Annotated in this window: 17 protein-coding genes; 12 read left to right on the forward strand and 5 right to left on the reverse strand. The window is 68.7% G+C overall.

What is annotated here, in order from left to right:
* Window positions 1-15 precede the first annotated feature (15 nt).
* Window positions 16-981 carry a Bug family tripartite tricarboxylate transporter substrate binding protein gene (locus tag ACQ860_RS16070; RefSeq protein WP_431304344.1) on the forward strand — a complete coding sequence of 322 codons (966 nt, stop codon included), beginning with the start codon at window positions 16-18 and terminating at the stop codon, window positions 979-981.
* Between the two features lie 271 nt (window positions 982-1,252).
* Here the strand turns inward: ACQ860_RS16070 and ACQ860_RS16075 are convergent, their stop codons facing one another.
* Window positions 1,253-2,257 carry a TerC family protein gene (locus ACQ860_RS16075; protein ID WP_431304345.1) on the reverse strand — a complete coding sequence of 335 codons (1,005 nt, stop codon included), beginning with the start codon at window positions 2,255-2,257 and terminating at the stop codon, window positions 1,253-1,255.
* A 300-nt stretch (window positions 2,258-2,557) separates the two neighbouring features.
* Here ACQ860_RS16075 and ACQ860_RS16080 point away from each other — a divergent pair, with 300 nt between their 5' ends.
* The 9 genes from ACQ860_RS16080 to ACQ860_RS16120 all read left to right on the forward strand — a co-directional run bounded on the left by ACQ860_RS16080 (window position 2,558) and on the right by ACQ860_RS16120 (window position 10,949).
* On the forward strand, window positions 2,558-2,839 hold the full coding sequence (locus ACQ860_RS16080) for a twin-arginine translocase TatA/TatE family subunit (protein WP_431304346.1): 282 nt from the start codon (window positions 2,558-2,560) through the stop codon (window positions 2,837-2,839).
* Window positions 2,840-2,873: 34 nt separating this feature from the next.
* The gene (locus ACQ860_RS16085) at window positions 2,874-3,485 is read left to right on the forward strand and encodes a methylthioribulose 1-phosphate dehydratase (RefSeq protein ID WP_431304347.1); all 612 of its coding nucleotides are present in this window, start codon (window positions 2,874-2,876) and stop codon (window positions 3,483-3,485) included.
* Window positions 3,482-4,021, forward strand: coding sequence for a 1,2-dihydroxy-3-keto-5-methylthiopentene dioxygenase (locus ACQ860_RS16090; RefSeq protein ID WP_431304348.1), 540 nt, complete (start codon window positions 3,482-3,484; stop codon window positions 4,019-4,021). Before ACQ860_RS16085 ends, ACQ860_RS16090 begins: the two co-directional genes overlap by 4 nt.
* A gap of 169 nt (window positions 4,022-4,190) precedes the next feature.
* Complete coding sequence (gene mtnC, locus ACQ860_RS16095) at window positions 4,191-4,853, forward strand: acireductone synthase (RefSeq protein ID WP_431304349.1); 663 nt, start codon at window positions 4,191-4,193, stop codon at window positions 4,851-4,853.
* Window positions 4,854-4,911: 58 nt separating this feature from the next.
* Window positions 4,912-5,892: a magnesium transporter CorA family protein gene (locus ACQ860_RS16100; RefSeq protein WP_431304350.1), complete on the forward strand. Its 981-nt coding sequence runs from the start codon at window positions 4,912-4,914 to the stop codon at window positions 5,890-5,892.
* A 132-nt stretch (window positions 5,893-6,024) separates the two neighbouring features.
* Window positions 6,025-7,227 carry an HlyD family secretion protein gene (locus tag ACQ860_RS16105; RefSeq protein WP_431304351.1) on the forward strand — a complete coding sequence of 401 codons (1,203 nt, stop codon included), beginning with the start codon at window positions 6,025-6,027 and terminating at the stop codon, window positions 7,225-7,227.
* A 2-nt stretch (window positions 7,228-7,229) separates the two neighbouring features.
* Window positions 7,230-9,197, forward strand: coding sequence for a glycosyltransferase (locus ACQ860_RS16110; protein WP_431304352.1), 1,968 nt, complete (start codon window positions 7,230-7,232; stop codon window positions 9,195-9,197).
* Between the two features lie 119 nt (window positions 9,198-9,316).
* The gene (locus ACQ860_RS16115; RefSeq protein ID WP_431304353.1) at window positions 9,317-10,270 is read left to right on the forward strand and encodes an acetamidase/formamidase family protein; all 954 of its coding nucleotides are present in this window, start codon (window positions 9,317-9,319) and stop codon (window positions 10,268-10,270) included.
* A 220-nt stretch (window positions 10,271-10,490) separates the two neighbouring features.
* Window positions 10,491-10,949: a hypothetical protein gene (locus ACQ860_RS16120; RefSeq protein WP_431304354.1), complete on the forward strand. Its 459-nt coding sequence runs from the start codon at window positions 10,491-10,493 to the stop codon at window positions 10,947-10,949.
* A 45-nt stretch (window positions 10,950-10,994) separates the two neighbouring features.
* Here the strand turns inward: ACQ860_RS16120 and typA are convergent, their stop codons facing one another.
* The gene (gene typA, locus ACQ860_RS16125) at window positions 10,995-12,839 is read right to left on the reverse strand and encodes a translational GTPase TypA (protein WP_431304355.1); all 1,845 of its coding nucleotides are present in this window, start codon (window positions 12,837-12,839) and stop codon (window positions 10,995-10,997) included.
* Between the two features lie 237 nt (window positions 12,840-13,076).
* On the opposite strand from typA, the gene ACQ860_RS16130 reads away from it, so the two are divergent.
* Window positions 13,077-13,418, forward strand: a complete 342-nt coding sequence (locus ACQ860_RS16130; RefSeq protein WP_431304356.1) for a hypothetical protein — start codon at window positions 13,077-13,079, stop codon at window positions 13,416-13,418.
* Here ACQ860_RS16130 and ACQ860_RS16135 read toward each other — a convergent pair.
* Complete coding sequence (locus tag ACQ860_RS16135; RefSeq protein ID WP_431304357.1) at window positions 13,408-14,349, reverse strand: hypothetical protein; 942 nt, start codon at window positions 14,347-14,349, stop codon at window positions 13,408-13,410. The two genes, ACQ860_RS16130 and ACQ860_RS16135, sit on opposite strands and share 11 nt — an antisense overlap.
* Before the next feature lie 39 nt (window positions 14,350-14,388).
* Between ACQ860_RS16135 and ACQ860_RS16140 the strand changes: the two genes are divergently transcribed.
* Window positions 14,389-14,910: a cytochrome b gene (locus tag ACQ860_RS16140; RefSeq protein WP_431304358.1), complete on the forward strand. Its 522-nt coding sequence runs from the start codon at window positions 14,389-14,391 to the stop codon at window positions 14,908-14,910.
* A gap of 162 nt (window positions 14,911-15,072) precedes the next feature.
* Here ACQ860_RS16140 and ACQ860_RS16145 read toward each other — a convergent pair whose 3' ends face one another.
* Window positions 15,073-16,989 carry a phosphatidylglycerol lysyltransferase domain-containing protein gene (locus tag ACQ860_RS16145; protein WP_431304359.1) on the reverse strand — a complete coding sequence of 639 codons (1,917 nt, stop codon included), beginning with the start codon at window positions 16,987-16,989 and terminating at the stop codon, window positions 15,073-15,075.
* Entirely contained in the window at window positions 16,986-18,608 is a 1,623-nt protein-coding gene (locus ACQ860_RS16150) for a lysine--tRNA ligase (protein WP_431304360.1), read from the reverse strand. The genes ACQ860_RS16145 and ACQ860_RS16150 overlap by 4 nt, the downstream gene beginning before the upstream one ends.
* Between the last annotated feature and the right edge of the window lie 58 nt (window positions 18,609-18,666).

Here is an 18,666-nt window from a genome sequence, read left to right on the forward strand (position 1 = left end):
AGCCCGGAGGATTTCATGCAAGCCACACGTCGCGCCGCCTTGGCGCTGCCCGTCCTCGCCGCACCCGCGTTGGCGCAGCCCGCCTGGCCCGATCGGCCGGTGCGGATTATCGTCAGCTTCCCGGGCGGTTCCACGCCCGATATCGCCGCGCGTGCCGTCGCGACCCATTTCCAACAGGTCTTCGGCCAGCCCTTCGTGATCGACAACCGGGCGGGCGGTGGCGGGACGATCGGCGCCGAGGCGGCGGCGCGCGCGACGGATGGGCATACGCTGGGTGTCACCATCGGCGGGCCCGGCTCCATTGCGAAGATCCTGAACCCGGCGCTGGCCTATGACCCGGTGACGGAACTGCAGCCCGTCTCGCTGCTGGCGCGCATGCCCCTCGTGCTGGCGGTGAACCCCAATGTGCCGGTGCGCAGCGTGGCGGAGCTGATCGCCTATGCGAAGGCCAATCCGGGCAAGCTGAACTATGGCTCGGTCGGTGTGGGCAGCACCGGCCACATGCTGGTGGCCGAGATGGCGGCGCGGCATGGGCTGGACATGACGCATGTGCCCTTCCGCTCCGTGCCGCAGAGCGTCACGGAAATTGTCGCCGGGCGGATCGAGCTGATGGCGGCCGCCGCCGGTTCGGTGCTGGGCCAGGCGCGGGGCGGGCAGGTGCGGGCGCTGGCGGTCTCGGGCGATGCGCGCATGGCGCAGTTGCCCGACGTGCCGCTGCTGACCGAGGCGGGCGAGCCGGGGGCGGGCATCTATGCCTGGATCGCGCTCTTCGCGCCCACCAACATGCCGGCGGATCGCGTGGCGCGGATCGCGCAGGAGGTGGGTCGCGCGCTCTCCAACCCCGAGACGGGGCGCACGCTGGAAGCGGCGGGCTTCGAGCCGCTCGGCACGCCCCCCGCGCTGCTGCAGGCTCTGATCCAGTCGGAGGTGGCGCATTGGGGGCCGATCATCCGGCGCCTGAACATCCGGCCGGAGAGCTGAGTTTTATCGCGCCCTCAAGCGCCGGGCGCGGCCTCCGCGCGCTTGGCTTCGGATCGCTGAAGCGATCCGGCTCGGCTATTCGCCTCGCATTCCGTGGGGGCGTGGCACGGACGGCCAAGTGGCCTCTGCGGCGCCGTTTCAACGAAAAGGGCGGTGCCTTGCGGCAGCGTCCTTCGTGTTTGCGTCCTCACCGGATCCGGACCAGCGGCCCGCCGCTTGTGCGGCGAAGCCAAGCGCGCGGATGCGCGCGCCCGGCCTCTGAGGGCCTCAACTACTTGTGGCCGCCAGCCGCCTGGTCCCGCGTCTTGTAGAGCGAGAAGATGATGCCGCCGGCGATCAGCGCGCCGGTGACGCCGAGCGAGAACGCCGGGTCCAGCTTCCCGAAGATCTGGTTCCAGAAGATCTTCACGCCGATGAAGACCAGCACCATGGCCAGCGCGTACTTCAGGTACTCGAAGCGGTGCACCATGGCGGCCAGCGCGAAGTAGAGGGCGCGCAGGCCGAGGATGGCCATGATGTTCGCGGTGTAGACGATGAAGGTGTCGGTCGTGATGGCGAAGATCGCCGGCACGCTGTCCACCGCGAAGATCAGGTCGGCGATGTTGATCACCACCAGCGCGAGGAAGAGCGGCGTGGCGGTCAGCGCCAGCTTGCCCGTCTTGGGGTCGGGCTCGCGAACGAAGAACTTCTGGTCATGCAGCTTGTCCGAGACGCGCATGTGCTTCTTCATGAAGCGCACCACGGGGTTCTTCGAGATGTCCGGGTCGCTCTCGGGAACCATCAGCATCTTGATGCCGGTGCCGATCAGGAAGGCGCCGAAGATGAAGAGGATCCAGGAATACTCCTGCACCAGGGCCGCGCCCACCGCGATCATGATGCCGCGCAGGATGATGACGGCGATGATGCCCCAGACCAGCGCCCGGTACTGGTATTTCCGCGGGATCGCGAAATAGCCGAAGATCAGGCTGATCACGAAGACGTTGTCGATCGAGAGCGCCTTCTCGATGAAGAAGCCCGTGAAATAGGTGATGCCGGCATGCGTGCCGTCGCTCGTCGTGATGTAGCCTGCCGAATAGGCCCACCAGATCGCGGCACCGTAGAGAATGGCGAAGCCGATGTAGAAGGCGGAGAGGACCAGGCTCTCCTGGATGCCCATCTCCTTGTCGGTCTTGTTCAGCACGCCGAGGTCGAAGGCGAGCAGCGCGATGACGATGGTCAGGAAGCCCGCCCACATCCAGATCGGCTTGCCGACCCATTCAAGCAACAGGAAATCCATGTGATTTCTTACTCCTCTGGGCGGGGCCGTGATGGTTTTGCCCCGCGCGATGGCAAAAACATCCGACATCACGTGGGTGAAGTTTCCCTTCACCCGCGCCAGAGGGGCCCGGATGCGCGCCATATGGCCGATTTCTTACGGGGACGCAAGATTGCGCTGAACCGGACCTGAATGAAATTCCCATTGCGGCGGGAGCGCCCGCGTCCCACATAAGGCCCTTGTCGGGAGGGGAGTTTGCGCTCGGAGCGGGCGCACACTAGGTTCCCGCCAGCATAAGCACCACGGGATCGAGGCGCGACGATGGGTTCTTTCAGCATTTGGCATTGGTTGGTGGTTCTGCTGGTCGTTCTGCTGCTGTTTGGCAGCGGCAAGATCAGCGGCCTGATGGGTGACGTCGCGAAGGGCATCAAATCCTTCAAGGCGAACATCAAGGAGGACGAGAAGCCCGCCGACGCTTCCATGGCCGCCGAATCGGCCCCGCCGGCCGGCACCATTGCCGGCCCGCAGGGTGGCACGGCCACGGCCGCCACGGCCGAGCCCGCCAGCGGCACGACCAACGCCACCGGCCGCCCCGCGGCCTGAGCGCGCGCCGGGCCTGGCCCGGCGGGAGACGAGCGTGATTCCTTCCGAAGCGACCGAGGCGATTCGCGCGGCCGGGCGCCGGATGGATTCGCGGGGATGGGTGCCGGCCACCGCCGGCAACATCTCTCTTCGCCTGGCCGATGGCCGCATCGCCATCACCCGCTCCGGATTTCACAAGGGCTTCATCCCGGAAGACGGGGTGATGACCGTGGATCTGGACGGCCGGCCGGAGCAATCCAACCTCCGTCCCTCGGCCGAGACCGGGCTGCATTGCGGCATCTATCGCCGTTTCCCCCAGGCGGGCGCCGCGCTGCACGGGCATTCCGTGCCGGCGACGGTGCTTTCGCGCCTGGCGGGACCGCACATCACCCTTGCGGGATATGAATTGTTGAAGGCCTTCCCGGGCCTGCCGACGCATGAGGCGGCGATCCGCCTGCCCGTGCTCGAAAATGACCAGGACATTACAAGGCTGCAGGCTCGGGTGACTGAGGCCTGGGATGCCGATCCCGCCCATCCGCCGGGCTACTTGATCCGCGGCCACGGCGTCTATGTATGGGCCGAGGACATGCCGGGCGCCCTGCTGCGCCTGGAGGCGCTGGAATTCATGCTCGAATGCGAGCTGGAAGCACGGAGATTGCCGCGATGAGCCGTTTGACCGTCTGGGACGCCGCGACCAAGGCGGAGATCCTCCGCACCGAGGACGCGGAGAAGATCGCCGCCACGCTGGAGGAAGTGGGCGTGCGCTTCGAGCGCTGGCCCGTCGCGCCCCTGCCCAAGGGCGCGCCGGCCGAGGAGGTGCTGGCCGCCTACAAGCCGCATCTCGATGCCTTCCTCGCCGAGACCGCCGCCGGCACGGCCGATGTGATCCAGCTGACACCCGACCATCCCATGAAGGGCGCGTTGCGCGACAAATTCCTCAAGGAGCACACCCACACCGAGGATGAGGTGCGTTTCTTCCATGAGGGCGCCGGCAATTTCGTCCTGCACCTGAACGGCCGCGTCTATGACGCGCATTGCACCCAGGGCGACCTGATCAGCGTCCCGGCCAACACGCAGCATTGGTTCGACAGCGGCGACGCGCCCGACTTCACCGTTCTGCGCGTCTTCACCGACACCTCGGGCTGGACGCCGCACTACACCGGCACCGACATGGCGGAACGCTTCCCGGTCGTGGTGGGCTGACGCTTTTCCCCACGAAGCTTTCGGCGACTCAACCGCCGCGTTGCGGCGTCCGCGCCGCCGAAATCTTCGCGGGGGCCCCGTTTTCGTGGTTCCTGGTGGGCCTGCTCCGTTGCCGCGGCAAAGCCGCGGCGCCGACCAGGGGGCCACGTCGTCCTGAGAGGGTTTGTTGATGATCACGCATGTCCTCTCCGACATCGAAGGGACCACCACCTCCATAGCCTTCGTGCATCGCAGCCTGTTTCCCTACGCCGCTTCGGCGCTGGAAGCGTTTCTGGCGGCGCACGGCGATGAGCCGGAAGTCGCCGCGATCCTCGCCGATGTGCCGGGCGATCCGCTGACGACGCTGCGCGAATGGATGGCGGCGGATGCCAAGGTCACGCCGCTCAAGGCGCTGCAGGGGCTGATCTGGGCGCAGGGCTACGCCGATGGCGCGCTGCGCGGGCATCTCTGGCCCGACGTGGCGGACGAACTGCGTGCCTGGCATGCGCGGGGCCTGCACCTCGCCATCTATTCCTCTGGCAGTGAGCAGGCGCAGCGGCTGCTCTTCCGCCATTCCGAGGCGGGCGACCTGGAACCGCTCTTCGAGGGCTTCTTCGACACGCGCATGGGCGCCAAGCGCGAGGCCCAGAGCTACACGCGCATCGCCGAAGCCTGGGGCGCGGCACCCGCTTCCATCCTCTTCCTCTCCGATGTGGCGGAGGAGCTGGATGCGGCACGTGCGGCCGGCCTCGCCACCTGCCAGCTGGTGCGGCCGGAGGATGGAACGCTGCCCTCAGGCCGGCATCCCGAGGCCGCGGATTTCAAAGCTGTGAACTCGCTTCTCGCGGCGTGACACCGGGCGGGCGCGCGGTTAGAACCGGCCCGACCGCCATCCCCGCGGAGATCCGCCCATGCTGACGACCTACACCGTCGAGAACGGCCACCTCGCGGTCCGCGACCATGTGCGCGACGCGGAGGGTCTGCGCCGCGCGGTCTGGATCGACATGCTGCAACCCTCGCTGGAGGAGGAGCACGCGGTGCAGGCGGCACTCGGCATCGAGGTGCCGACGCGCGAGGAGATGCAGGAGGTCGAATCCTCCTCCCGCCTCTATCGCGAGGAGGATTCGCTGGTCCTTACCGCGAACTTCCTGCATGGCGCTGAGACGGGGAATTTCGGCTCCACCCCCATCTCCTTCGTGCTGACGCCGACCGCGCTCATCACCGTACGCTACGCCACGCCCAAGGCCTTTCCTGTCTTCACGGCGCGCTGCCAGAAGACGCCCGCACTGGTGAGCAGCGCGGATGCGGTGATGCTCCACCTCTTCGAGCAGATCGTGGACCGGCTGGCCGATATCCTCGAGCGCATCAGCAGCGACATGGACCGCGCGAGCCACAACATCTTCCAGCGCGGCACGGAAGACCCCGCCACCAAGCGCGACCGCAACCTGAAGGAGGCGCTGCTGACGCTGGGCCAGGTGGGGGAGGTGACGACGCGCGCCTCGGAAACGCTGCTCGGCCTCAACCGCATCTTCACCTTCGTCAGCGCCGAGAAGGCCATGGCGGTGCGCAAGGAGAACCAGGGCACGATCAAGACCCTGGTGCGCGATGTGCGCTCGCTCGTCGAATACGCGAATTTCCTGAACAGCAAGGCGACCTTCCTGCTGGACGCGGTGCTCGGCATCATCAATGTCGAGCAGACGAACATCATCAAGACCTTCACCGTGGTGAGCGTGGCGCTGATGCCGCCCACGCTGATCGCCTCGATCTACGGCATGAATTTCCAGCACATGCCTGAATTGGAATGGACCTTCGGCTATCCGCTCGCCCTCGGCCTGATGGTGGCGACGGCGGTGCTGCCCATCTGGTTCTTCAAGAAGCGCGGGCTGCTGTAGTACGTCTCATTCGCTGCGCTTTTCTCTTCCTTGATCGCCCAAAGAAAACTAGCGTGCGGTGGTCCTCATCACCGCGTGAAGCCATTGGAAACGCGGTGAAAAATTGAAATTTTAAGTATTGGATCTCAGCGCGTGGACGTCACGCCCGGACAAGAGAAGCCGGCGCCCGCCGTGAAGCGGCCGCCGCCGCCGCCGCCCTCGGGCCGTGACTTGCTGGGCCGTGCTGGGCGCATCCTCTTCGCACTCGCCATCCTCTGCACCACCGTGTGGTTCATTTACGATCGCTTCTTCGTCGTCAGTGCGCAGACCGCCGTGCTGGCCGGGCGGACCATCACGCTGCGCGCCCCCATTGATGGCCGCCTCGACATGCCGCTGCGCTTCCCGGGCGAACAGCTCTCCGAAGGCACGCTCTTCGCCGCCGTGGTGAACGAGCGCGCGGCCACGCTGGCCCTCAGTCAGCTGCGCGCCAACATCGCCGCGCTGGAGGCGGAGCTCCAGGCGCTCGACCATCGCGCCGCCGGCACCAGCGCCCTGCTGCAGGAGGCCGCCGGCACGGCCGAGGCCTTCCGCCGCACCCGCGTGGACCAGATCGCCGCCCGCCTGGCCGAGGCGGAATCCCTGCTGCGCGTGGCTGATGCCCGCCTCCGGGAAGCCACCGCCGCCGCCGCGCGCGGCCAGTCCCTCGTCCGCCAGGGTTTCACCACCGCGGCACAGATGGACGTCCTGCGGCGCGACCTCGATGTGGCGCGCGACAGCCAGCGGGCGCTGGCCGAGCGCCGGGATTCCCTGCTGCTCGAGCAGGCCGGCGCCGTGGCCGGCATCTTCGCCACCGACAACGCGACCGACCGATCCATCTCGCAGCAGACGACCGACCGGCTGGCCCTGACGCTGGTCGAGCTCAACGCCATGATGGCCGAACGCCGCGCCCGCCTGCCCGCCCTGCAACGCCAGGCCGACCGTGAGGAGCAGCTGCTCACGCTCAACCAGGAAGGGCCGATCCGCGTGCCCGCGCCCTCCGTCATCATCCGCGTGCTCGCCCATCACGGCGAGGTGCTGCGCGCCGGGCAGGAGGTGGCGAAGCTCGCCGCCTGCGGCGAACCCATCCTGACGGCCGAGCTGGATGAGCGCAGCATGCGCCAGGTGCGCGTGGGCCAGAAGGCGGAGTTCCGCCCGGCCGGCAGCCGCGAGGTGCTGACGGGCGAGGTGGTGCAGGTGATCCCCGTCAGCCTCACGCCCGGCGAGGCGCGGGGCCGCCCGCAGGCCCTGCTGCGCATCGCCTCCCAGGCGGAGGCCTGCGAGACGGGGCGCATGGGCGAAGTGCGCTTCCTACGCTGAACATGGAGATCAGCGACCCCCTCGCGCCGGCCTTCATCCCCTGCCTCATCATCCTCAGCCTGTCGCTGATCCTGGCCTTCGTGCGGCCGGAGCAGCCGCAGGTGCGGTGGTGCGCGGCGATGCTCACCGCCGTCCTGCTCATCCGCTATCTGGTCTGGCGCGCGACGGACACGCTGCCGCCGCTCCAATGGGATGCGATGACCATCGCCTCCTGGTTGTTCTTCGGCATCGAGATCATGGGCAGCCTGGCGGGGCTGATCCTGCTGCATGTCCTCTCCCGCACGATTGATCGCGGCGAGGAGGCGACGAACAACCCGGTGGAAGGCCATCCGGGCGGCCCGCCGCTGATCGACATGCTGATCCCGACCTATAACGAGCAGGCGGAGATCCTCTATCGCACCATCGTGGGCGCGCTCTCGCAGGATTATCCCCGCTTCCGCGTCTGGGTGCTGGATGACGGCAAGCGCGAATGGCTGCGCGCGATGTGCGAGGAGTTGGGCGCGCATTACCGCATCCGCGGCGACAATAGCCACGGCAAGGCGGGCAATATGAACGCCACCTTCTGGGACCTGATGAAGCTGCCCGACCCGCCGGATGTGATCGCCGTGCTGGATGCGGATTTCATCGCAACCCCTCAGTTCCTGCGGCGCAGCGCCGCCCTGCTGCACGACCCCAAGGCCGCGCTGGTGCAGACGCCGCAGCATTTCTTCAACCCGGACCCGATCCAGCTCAACCTGGGCGACCCGGCGCGCATCCCGGATGAGCAGCGCTTCTTCTTCGACGTGATCCTGGCCTCCAAGGACGCGCATGGCACGGCCTTCTCCTGCGGCACCTCCTCCATGGTGCGGGCTGATGCGCTCGCAGAGATCGGCGGGTTTCCGACGGAAAGCGTGACCGAGGACATCCTGCTCTCCATCAAGCTCACCGGCCTTGGCTACCACACTGTCTACTTGAACGAGCCGGTGACGGCGGGTCTCGCCCCCGAGGGACTGCAGGAATATCTGACGCAGCGCGGCCGCTGGTGCCTCGGCACCATGCAGATCGTCCGCACGCCCTGGGGGCCGCTGACGCCGGGGCCGACGCCCTTCAAGATGCGGCTGCACACGCTGGACACGGTGCTGTTCTGGACGATGACGCCCATCCTGCGCGTCATCTGCATCCTGGTGCCCCTCCTCTACTGGTGGACGGGCTTCGTGATCGTGCAGGCGGACCTCGCTGGCCTGCTCGAAAACCTCGGCCCCTATTGGCTGAGCTGCGTGATCTTCCTGGCCTGGGTCAGCCGTGGCACGAACGTGCCCATCCTGGCGGATGCCATGTCGCTGCTGGTCTGCAGGGAATCGCTCAGGGCGAGCGCCATCGGCCTCTTCGGCTCGCGCAACCAGAAGTTCAAGGTGACGGCGAAGGGTGCGACCCGCGACCGGACGGTTGTGCAATGGAGCCTGGCGGGGCTGTTCCTGGGCCTCGCCGGCCTCACGCTGGGCGGCATCCTGCTGCGGCTGATCACGGGACCGATCGGCGACACGCCGCCGGGCGTGGAATCCATGACGCTGTTCTGGAGCCTCTACAACATCGTCATGCTGGCGGTCGCCGCGCTCATGTGCGTGGAGGCGCCGCGCTTCCGCAAGGAGGAGCGCTTCGTGACGGATGAAGCCGTCGAGGCGCGGATCGGCGACCATCGCGTCACGGCGCATCTCGACAACCTCTCGCTGCAGGGCTGCCGGCTGAGCGCGGATGACCTGCCGCCGCTTGCTGTGGGCGAGGTGGTGCGCATCTCCATCGCCGATGTCGGTGACGTGGAATCCGAGGTGCGCCTGGTGGGCGAGGGCTATGGACAGATGGCCTTCCGCCTCACGCCACCGCAGCGCGCGGCCCTGGTGCGCAAGATCTTCTCCGGCGCCTACCGGCAATCGGTCAGCGCGCTCCGGCCGAGCCAGTTCGTGGCCGTCCTCTGGCGGCGCGCCTTCGGTTGAGGGCAACCCGCCCAGGCTTTGGGCAGGCGCCGGCGCGTGGGGCGGGGATGCCGTTCCGGGGGCGGCTTGACCAATCACCGCAGGCTGGCATGTGGTGGCGTATCCTTCAGGAGCCCGCCATGCCCGCGACCCATCGCATTCCCGCCACGCCAGAGACCATCCGCTGGGGCACCTTCGACGGCGCCTACAAGCCCGTCGCAGAGGTCGAGAGCGGCGACCTCGTCATTCTGCAATGCGTCTCCGGTGCGCCCGACGTGGTGGCCGAGGCCGAGGCGCTGGGCCTGAAGATCCCGCCCGCGCTGGCCGCGATCCACGCGAGCAACCCGCCGCGGCTTGGTCCGCATATCCTCACCGGCCCCGTGGCCGTGAAGGGCGCCATGCCGGGCGACGTGCTGCGGGTGGACATCGAGAAGATCGAGCTCGGCGCCGAATGGGGCTTCTGCGGCTTCCGCCCGCTGGGCGGCACGCTGCCCGAGGATTTCCCCTATCGCCGCATGCTGCACATCCCCGTGGACCACGAGAAGCGCACCGGCCATGTGCCGATCGGTGGCGGCATCACCCTGCCGCTCAGCCCCTTCTTCGGCGTGATGGGCGTGGCCCCGCCGGTCGAGTGGGGCCCGATCAGCACCAAGGAGCCGCGCGCCCATGGCGGCAACCTGGACAATAAGGAGATCGGCGAGGGGGCCACGCTCTTCCTGCCGGTGCATGTGCCGGGCGGCAATTTCTGCGCCGGGGATGGCCATGGCGTGCAGGGCGATGGCGAGGTCTGCATCAACGCGCTGGAGATGTGCCTGACCGGCCATTTCCGCCTGACGTTGATGAAGGGCGCCAACCTGGCCTATCCGCGGGCCGAGACCGCCACGCACTACATCACCATGGGCATGCATGAAGACCTGGACGAGGCGATGAAGAAGGCGCTGCGGGAGATGATCGGCTTCATCACCAGCCGCACCAATCTCAGCGCCGCCGACGCCTACCAGTTCTGCTCGCTGGCCGTGGATTTCCACGTGACCCAGACTGTGAATGGCGAGAAGGGCGTGCATGGCCTCTTGAAAAAAGGCCTTCTTTTTTAACGTGCTCAAGCGCCGGGCGGCGGCTCCGCCGCCTTGGCTTCGCTGCGCGGCCGGTCCGCTGGACCACCAGCCCGGTTGGGCGGCGCCGGCCGCTGTGCGGCCGGATACTCCAAGGGGTTTGCCGTCCTTTCAGGGGCGGCCTGTGCGGCTCCCCCGCCGGGGATTGGATTTCCCGGGCCGATGGCGTTTCATGGAGTGTCTTTTTCTACAAGGAACGTCCATGCGCCGCCTGCTGCTCGCCGCCGCCCTGCTCGCCCCGTTCGGAACCGCCCAGGCGCAGGACGCCTTCTGCCAGGGCCTGCGCCAGATCGTGCAGGCTGCCGCCCAGGATTTCGTGGAGTTGCCCGCCGGCACGCATTATCTGCACGGCTCGGTGAATGAGCGGCGCGGCGTGGCGCCGCCCTTCGATGGCGCACCGCCGCGCGCCGTCTATTACGCCGTGATGCTGCGCGATGATTCGCCCCGCGCCTTCACGCTGGCCGAGCAGCGCATGCGCAGCCTGCAGTCCGAGATCGCCCGCTGCCTGCCGCAGGCCCAGGCCTCGGCCGTGGCGAGCAATGATCGCGGTTCCTACCAGACCTGGACGATGGAGCGTGCGGTGGTGGGCCTGCGCCGCGAGGACAGCCGCGGCTTCGCCTCCTCGACCGAGATCGTGGTTTCCATCATGTCGCGGTGGTAAATCCGGGCACAAAAAAACCCCTCCTCGCGGAGGGGTTTTTCAGGATCAGGCCGCCTCGCCCTTGACCGGCAGGCCCTCGGCCCGGCGCGAGGCGCGCTTGCGCTCATGCGGGTCCAGGTGGCGCTTGCGCAGGCGAACGACGGAGGGCGTCACCTCGACCAGCTCGTCATCCTCGATATAGGCGATGGCCTGCTCCAGCGAGAGGCGGCGCGGCGGGATCAGCAGCAGTGCGTCATCCTTGCCGGCGGCGCGGATGTTCGTCAGCTTCTTCTCCTTCACCGGGTTCACCTCGAGGTCATCGCCGCGCGAATTCTCGCCGATGATCAGGCCCACATAGACCTTGGCACCCGGGTCCACGAAGAGCGTCCCGCGCTCCTGCAGGGCGAACAGCGCATACTGCGTCGTCTCGCCATCCACGTTGGAGATCAGCGAGCCGTTGCGGCGGCCCTCGATCGTGCCGGCCCAGGGCGCATAGCCGTGGAAGAGGCGGTTCATGATGCCGGTGCCGCGCGTATCCGTCAGGAACTCGCTGTGGTAGCCGATCAGCCCGCGCGAGGGCATGAGGAAGGTGAGGCGCGTCTTGCCGCCGCCCGAGGGGCGCATGTCCTGCATCTGCGCCTTGCGGAGCGAGAGCTTCTCGACGACCACGCCGGTATAGGCGTCATCCACATCCACCAGCACTTCCTCGAAGGGCTCTTCCTTCTCACCCGTTTCCGGGTTCTCGCGCATCAGCACGCGCGGGCGGCCGATGGTGAGCTCGAAACCCTCGCGGCGCATCGTCTCGATCAGCACGCCAAGCTGAAGCTCGCCGCGGCCGGCCACCTCGAAGGCGTCGGTCTCGGTCGAGACGGTGACGCGGATGGCGACGTTGCCCTCCGTCTCGCGCTCCAGCCGATCGCGGATCTGGCGGGAGGTGACCTTCTTGCCTTCGCGGCCGCCCAGCGGGCCGTCATTCACGCGGAAGGTCATGGCGAGCGTCGGCGGGTCCACCGGCACGGAGGGCAGCGGCGCGGGCTGCTCGGGCGCGCAGATGGTGTCGGGGATGGTGGTGTCCGAGAGGCCGGCGATGGCGATGATGTCGCCCGCGCGCGCCTCGTCCACCGGCACGCGCTCCAGGCCGCGGAAGGTCAGCAGCTTGGTGAGGCGCCCGGTCTCGACCTGCGTGCCATCGGCGCGCAGCACCTTCACCGGCATGTTGACGCGGGCCACGCCCTGCTCGATGCGGCCGGTCAGGATGCGGCCCAGGAAGTTGTCGTATTCGAGGATGGCGGCGTTCATCGCGAAGGGCGCGTCCTCCTCCACGGCCGGCGGCGGGACGTGCCGGACGATCAGGTCGAACATCGCATCCAGGTTGCGGCGCGGGCCGTCCATGCTCTCATCGGCCCAGCCCTGGCGGCCCGAGGCGAAGAGCATGGGGAAGTCCAGCTGCTCGTCATTGGCGCCGAGATTGGCGAAGAGATCGAAGATCTCGTCATGCACCTCATGCGGGCGGGCGTCCTGGCGGTCCACCTTGTTGACCAGAACGATGGGACGGATGCCGCGGGCCAGCGCCTTGCCCAGCACGAACTTGGTCTGCGGCAGCACGCCCTCGGCGGCGTCCACCAGCAGCACGCAGCCATCCACCATGGAGAGGATGCGCTCCACCTCGCCGCCGAAATCGGCGTGGCCGGGGGTGTCCACGATGTTGAGCTTCACGCCCTTCCATTCCACGGCGGTGCACTTGGCCAGGATGGTGATGCCGCGCTCGCGCTCCAGGTCGTTGCGGTCCATCGCGCGCTCCGCGACCTGCTGGTTCTCGCGGAAGGTGCCTGCCTGCTTCAGCAGCTGGTCCACCAGGGTGGTCTTTCCGTGGTCGACGTGCGCGATGATGGCGAGGTTACGCATGGGCATGGATCAGGACTTCCGGGCAAGTGTGAGGCCCGGGACCGTGGGCGGGCCGGGCGGCGTGGCAATCAATTGCTTGGGTTGCGGGCACAGGCGATGACTGTGCGGCGCACACATAGGCGCAAGCGCGCCAAATTGCCAGCACAGATGTGGGGGGCGGCGGAACGGGGGGATTTTCGTCCGGCCGGGGCTTCGTGTAGCGTCTCCCACCCTGGGAAGCCGATGGCGGAGGCGCGTGGTCTGATGGTCCGTTGGATGATCGCCGCGGGCATGGCCCTGATGGCCGGCCCGGCCCTGGCGCAGGGGGGCAACTGCATCACCGGCAACCTGCTGCGCGTGGATGCCGCCTTTGCGCGGCACGGCGCGGGCGGCACCTTCGATTATTCCGTGCAGGTGACCAACATGACCGCGCGCGAGGTCACCTTCCGGGTGAATTTCCGGATGACCAACACCACCACCAACCCCGCCCTGTTCAGCACCGTCTTCCGCCTGCCGCCCAACGGCAACCGGGTGATCATCGTCGGCAATGGGCGGGAGCAGTCCACCCCCAGCCGCATCGGGGGCGGCGTCGTCCTCACCTGCTGAGGCGGGGCACGCCCTTCGGCCAGTCGCTCTGGCCCAGCACCCAACCCTCCCAGCGCCGCACCATGTCATCGGCCGGGACCATATCCTCCCGCAGGCCGTCCAGCACGGCGACCAGCGCCATGAGGCCGAGGGTGCAGTCCAGGCGGTCCTCGCCCGCCGCATCCGCGCCGAAGCCGTCCTGGATCATCGCGAGCGCCGTGGGGGAGGGGGCGATGCGCAGCCGGTCCAGCGCCGCGCGGAGCGGCCCGGCCAGGGCGAGGCGCGCCGCTCGGTCCCGCTTGCTGCCGGCGAGGCGGAGCCCGAGCTGGCGCAGCGCCTCGGCCGGATAGACCTCGGCCAGGGCCAGGCGGCCCGGGCAGAGGAGCGCGTGCAGCCTGCCCTCGAAGGGCCAGAGGGAAAGCGGCGCGCCGGCCGCCAGCGCGGGGGCCAGCCAGTCCCGCCAGGCGGTGATGGCAGCCTTGCCCGACTGGTTGGCACCCAGCGTCCAGAAGGGCGGCGCGCCGGCAGGCCGGTTCGCGGTCGCCCGGTCGCACCAGCGGTGCAGGGCTTCGGCGTCCGGCAGGCCGAGGGCGGCGGCGTGGGCGGCGCGGGTCATGCCCTTCACGCCGCGCTGCGGGTAGAAGGGCGCGGCGACGCATGCCGTCGCCAGCGTCTCGTTCACCGCGAAGAAGCGCGCATCACCCGCGCGGGCGCGCAGGAAATCGAGGAAGCCGGCCTCCGCCCTTTGCGCCGCATAGGCGCGCGGCACGCCGAGCGGCAGGTCGAGCCCCAGGGCGGCGGGCAGCCCCTCGGCGAGCAGGGCGGCGGCGAAGCTGGCCGGGTCACCCACCGGGCGGGGGGCCTCCAGCCGCCAGCCCTCCGCCCCGCGCCGCGCCACCGCCGCCCAGCGCTTGCCGGGCGCCACCGACCAATCCGCGTGCGCGGCGATCATTCCCATGCAAGGATGGTCCGACCCTGGATGGAGGCGCGCATGGCCTATTCCCCGATGGCGAAGTGGTTCCACTGGATCACGGTGGCGCTGATGCTGATCGCGCTACCGACCGGTTTCGTGATCGGCCACATCAAGGATGCGAGCAAGATGGGCTTCTACGCGATCCATGAGAGCGCGGGGCTGACGCTGCTCATCGTGGCCTCGCTGCGCCTGTGGTATCGCATCAAGCACCCTGTCCCGGTGGAGACGAGCCTGCCCGCGCCCATGCGCCTGGCCGCCACGGGCGTGCATCACGCGCTTTACGGCGCCCTGATCCTGCAGCCGATCCTCGGTTTCTTCGCCACCAATGCCTTCGGCTTCCCGATGCAGGGGGCCACGGCCTATCTCGGCTTCATCCACCTGCCCAAGTTCATGCCGGCCTGGGAGTGGGGGGCCAATGTCCTGCTCTGGCTGCACCAGACATTGGGCTGGGCCATCGTGCTGCTTGTCGCCGCGCATGTGGCGGCGGTGATCTTCCACCAGGCGATCCGCAAGGACGGGACGCTGATCCGGATGGTCTAGAGTCTGATCGCCTTTGGTGGCCCCGCCAAAGGCGTGAATCAGCCTCGCGGCAGGTCTGATCGCCTTTGGTGGCCCCGCCAAAGGCGTGAATCAGCCTCGCGGCAGGTCTGATCGCCTTTGGTGGCCCCGCCAAAGGCGTGAATCAGCCTCGCAACGGGGGCTTTACCCGCCATTCGCCGCCCGCAGCAGCCGGGCCGCGTCATGCTCGGCGTCGCAGGCGATGAAGCGGCCCGGATTGCCCGCCTCGGGCAGGGCCTGCAGGCCGATATCGGCGTAGTAGCGCAGGAAATCGGGCCCCACGCCGGTGAAGGCCGGGCGGCCGCCCTGGCGCTCGCAATAATCGCGGAAGCGCCAGATGGCGGAGACGGCATCGCGCGGATCGCCCACCGGATCGCCATGGGCGATCCAGACCTCGTCGCAGCGGGTGAAGGCGAAGCCCGCGCGCCCCGCTTCGCCCCAGATCACGCCATCGGCGCGTTGGGGCAGGCAGGCGCCCAGCGATTCCAGGCGGGTGCGGTTGCTCTCGTCCAGCGGGTCGGGCCGGATCCGGGCGGGGCGCAGCAGCCGCACCATGCCCACCAGCAGCAGCAGCACCATGATGCCGACGGTGAAGCGCAGCTGGATGGGGGCGCCGGCGAAAAGCACCACCTCCATCCAGGTCTCGCGCTGGAGGCGGCTGGCATTGGCGAGCGTGGCCAGCGCCACGCCGCAGATGGCGACGGCGGCGAGCGGCAGCAGCATCTCGTTCGAGAGCGGTTCGCGCCGCAGCCGGCTCTCGCGGTAGAAGGCGGCGCGCATGGTGGTGAGCAGGGCGGCCACCAGCAGGAAGAGGCCCCAGGTCCACCAATGCTCCTCGCGCAGCCAGGCGATGACCGCGCCGTTCACCAGCAGGAAGAGCGCCATGCCCCAGGCCAGGCGCAGCCGCCGCGCGAGGCCGAAGGCCATGACCAGCAGCAGCGAGCCCACGACGGAGGCGGCGAATTGCGAGGCGAGCGCGGCCTCATACCCCGCCCAGTCCTGCAGCACGAGGGCGGAGACAGGCAGCGAGCCCAGGAAGACCAGCAGCGCGCCGCCGAGTGCGACGAGGCCCGCCAGGATCGGCACCTCCAGCGGCATGGCGCCGCGGCTCAGCGCCTTCAGCGAATCCCGCCGCTGGCCGATCTCGAAACCGGCGAAGAGCGCGCCGGAGATGAACAGCGGCACGATGTAGTAGTAGAGGCGGAAGACGAGCAGCGCGCCCACCACCTCGGCGGCCCCCATATAGGGGGCGAGCCCGATGATGATGGCGCCGTCGAAGACGCCGAGGCCGCCGGGGACGGAGGCGGTGATGCCGAGCGCATAGGCGGCGAGGTAGATGCCGATGAAGCGCAGGAAGGTGAGGCCCTCGGCCGGCGGCAGCAGCACGTAGAAGATGGCCGCCGTGACGGCCACATCCACGGTGGCGAGCAGGCTCTGCGCGATCGCCATCCGCACGCCGGGCAATTCCACGTCATGGCCGAAGACGCGGATGCTGCGGCGGAAGCGGCTCAGCAGCACATAGGCGATGACGACGCCGAAGAGCGGCAGGGCGGCGAGCTGCAGCAGCCAGCGCGGCAGGTGGTCGCCCGCCCAGGGCAGCACTTCGGGCTCGACCAGCAGCACCATGCCGCCCAGCGCCATGCCGCCCAGGCCGAAGGTGAGCGAGGTGAAGCCCACCACCTTGCCGATTTCGAGCGGCGAATAGCCCCAGGCGGAATAGAGGCGGAAGCGCACCGCCGCACCCGAGACGGCGGCGAAGCCCAGGTTGTGCGCCAGCGAATAGCCGCAGAAGGAGGCGAGCAGCGCGCGCCCCCAGCTGGACGGCCGGCCCGCATAGCGCGCGCCTAGCCAGTCATAGATGGCGAGAACCAGGTAGGCGAGGACGGTCAGCCCCGCACCCCACCACAGCGCCCAGGCCGGGATCGCCTGCATGGCGCGCTCGACATCCGCGACCGAGAGGTTGCGGAACTCCCGATGCACGACCCAGATGGCGCCGACCAGCAGCAGCAGCCCGAAGGCTGTGGCGCCGTGGCGCTTCAGGAGACCCAGCGCGCCTTTCACGCGGAGGCATTCTCCCGGGTGAGCGCGTTCTCGATCAGGGCCACCGTCTCGGGCACGCCCATGACGGCGACGGTGCCGCCGAAGCGCGGCCCCTCGCTCTTGCCCAGCAGCACCTCGTAGAGGGCCTGGAACCAGGCGCGGCCGACGCCCATGGAGCCGTCCTTGTTGGGCACGGCGAAGGGCGGGCGGCGGCCGGCGTCATAGACGGCGTTCTGCATCGCCGCCTCGCGCTCGGCCCCGGCGGGCAGGGCCGCGAATTCCGGCGCGCGCTCCAGCAGGATGGCGGCGAGGCCGCGCATCGCCTCGGCTTCCTCGGGCGTGGCGGCGCGGAACTTGCGCTCGGGCGCGATGAAGTCGCGCCAATAGGCGCAGGCATTGCGGATCATGCGGTCCAGCACCGGCTCGCCCTCGGGCGTCAGGCCGGGGTGATACTTGCGCAGATAGGCCCAGAGGCGCTCCGGGTCGTCGGTGTTGGCAATGCCGGCCAGGTTCAGCAGCGTGGCGTAGGAGACGGGCGGCGGTGCGAAATTCGGCACCTGGCCGTCATGGATGTGCCAGGCGGGGTTGGCCGGGTCGTTCTGCGCGCGCAGCTTGGCCAGGTGGCCGATCCATTCATCCACCGTGCGCGGGATCACCTCCTTGTGGAGGCGCTTGGCCGAGCCGGGGGAGGCGAACATGAAGAGCGCGAGGCTCTCCGGCGGGCCATATTCCAGCCATTGCTCGATGGTCAGCCCATTGCCCTTGCTCTTGCTGATCTTCTGGCCGAGCGCGTCGTTGAAGAGCTCATAGGTGAAGGAGACGGGCGGCTCGCTGCCCAGCACGCGGCAGATGCGGCTGGAGAGCTTCACGCTGTCGATCAGGTCCTTGCCGGACATCTCGTAATCCACGCCCAGCGCGTGCCAGCGCAATGCCCAATCGGCCTTCCATTGCGCCTTGCAATGGCCGCCCGTCACCGGGGTCTCGAAGCGCTCGCCCGTGTCGGGGTCGGTCCAGAGGATGGTGCCGGCCTCGAGATTCGTGGCCTCCACCGGCACCTGCATGACGATGCCGGTCCTGGGATGGATCGGCAGGAAGGGGGAATAGGTGGCGCGGCGATCAGGCCCGAGGGTGGGGAGGATCACCTCCCGCACCTCGTCATGCAGCGCCAGCATGCGCAGCAGCGCCGCGTCGAAGCGGCCGGAGGCGTAGTATTCGGTGCTGGACGCGAATTCGTATTCGAAGCCGAATTCGTCGAGGAAGCTGCGCAGCCGCGCGTTGTTGTGCTGGCCGAAGCTGGGATGCGTGCCGAAGGGGTCCGGGATGCGCGTCAGCGGCTTGCCGAGGTGGGGGACCAGCAACTCCTTGTTCGGGATGTTGTCCGGCACCTTGCGCAGCCCGTCCATGTCGTCGCTGAAGGCGATGAGCTTGGACGGCAGGCCGGTGAGCTTCGTGAAGGCGCGCCGCACCCAGGAGGTGCGCGCCACCTCGCCGAAGGTGCCGATATGCGGCAGGCCCGAGGGGCCATAGCCGGTCTCGAACAGCGCCGCGGTTTTGCCCGTGGCGGCCATGCGTTGGGCGAGCTTGGCCGCCTCCTCGAAGGGCCAGGCGCGGATGTTCTGGTATTGCGGATCGGCGGTCATGGGCAGGGGATGGCAGGGGAGGGCAGCGGGGTCAATCTTGACATGCCCAAGCGCCGGG

Origin of the sequence: Sediminicoccus sp. BL-A-41-H5, assembly GCF_050632405.1 — a bacterium.
Taxonomy (GTDB): Bacteria; Pseudomonadota; Alphaproteobacteria; order Acetobacterales; family Acetobacteraceae; genus Roseococcus.

Coding starts and splice junctions, on each gene's coding strand:
- ACQ860_RS16130 (WP_431304356.1), top strand. CDS start 13,077: ATGGTCCGTTGGATGATCGCCGCGGGCATGGCCCTGATGGCCGGCCCG.
- ACQ860_RS16135 (WP_431304357.1), bottom strand. CDS start 14,349: ATGATCGCCGCGCACGCGGATTGGTCGGTGGCGCCCGGCAAGCGCTGG.
- ACQ860_RS16100 (WP_431304350.1), top strand. CDS start 4,912: ATGCTGACGACCTACACCGTCGAGAACGGCCACCTCGCGGTCCGCGAC.
- ACQ860_RS16140 (WP_431304358.1), top strand. CDS start 14,389: ATGGCCTATTCCCCGATGGCGAAGTGGTTCCACTGGATCACGGTGGCG.
- ACQ860_RS16115 (WP_431304353.1), top strand. CDS start 9,317: ATGCCCGCGACCCATCGCATTCCCGCCACGCCAGAGACCATCCGCTGG.
- ACQ860_RS16075 (WP_431304345.1), bottom strand. CDS start 2,257: ATGGATTTCCTGTTGCTTGAATGGGTCGGCAAGCCGATCTGGATGTGG.
- ACQ860_RS16080 (WP_431304346.1), top strand. CDS start 2,558: ATGGGTTCTTTCAGCATTTGGCATTGGTTGGTGGTTCTGCTGGTCGTT.
- ACQ860_RS16120 (WP_431304354.1), top strand. CDS start 10,491: ATGCGCCGCCTGCTGCTCGCCGCCGCCCTGCTCGCCCCGTTCGGAACC.
- mtnC (WP_431304349.1), top strand. CDS start 4,191: ATGATCACGCATGTCCTCTCCGACATCGAAGGGACCACCACCTCCATA.
- typA (WP_431304355.1), bottom strand. CDS start 12,839: ATGCCCATGCGTAACCTCGCCATCATCGCGCACGTCGACCACGGAAAG.
- ACQ860_RS16110 (WP_431304352.1), top strand. CDS start 7,230: ATGGAGATCAGCGACCCCCTCGCGCCGGCCTTCATCCCCTGCCTCATC.
- ACQ860_RS16090 (WP_431304348.1), top strand. CDS start 3,482: ATGAGCCGTTTGACCGTCTGGGACGCCGCGACCAAGGCGGAGATCCTC.
- ACQ860_RS16070 (WP_431304344.1), top strand. CDS start 16: ATGCAAGCCACACGTCGCGCCGCCTTGGCGCTGCCCGTCCTCGCCGCA.
- ACQ860_RS16150 (WP_431304360.1), bottom strand. CDS start 18,608: ATGACCGCCGATCCGCAATACCAGAACATCCGCGCCTGGCCCTTCGAG.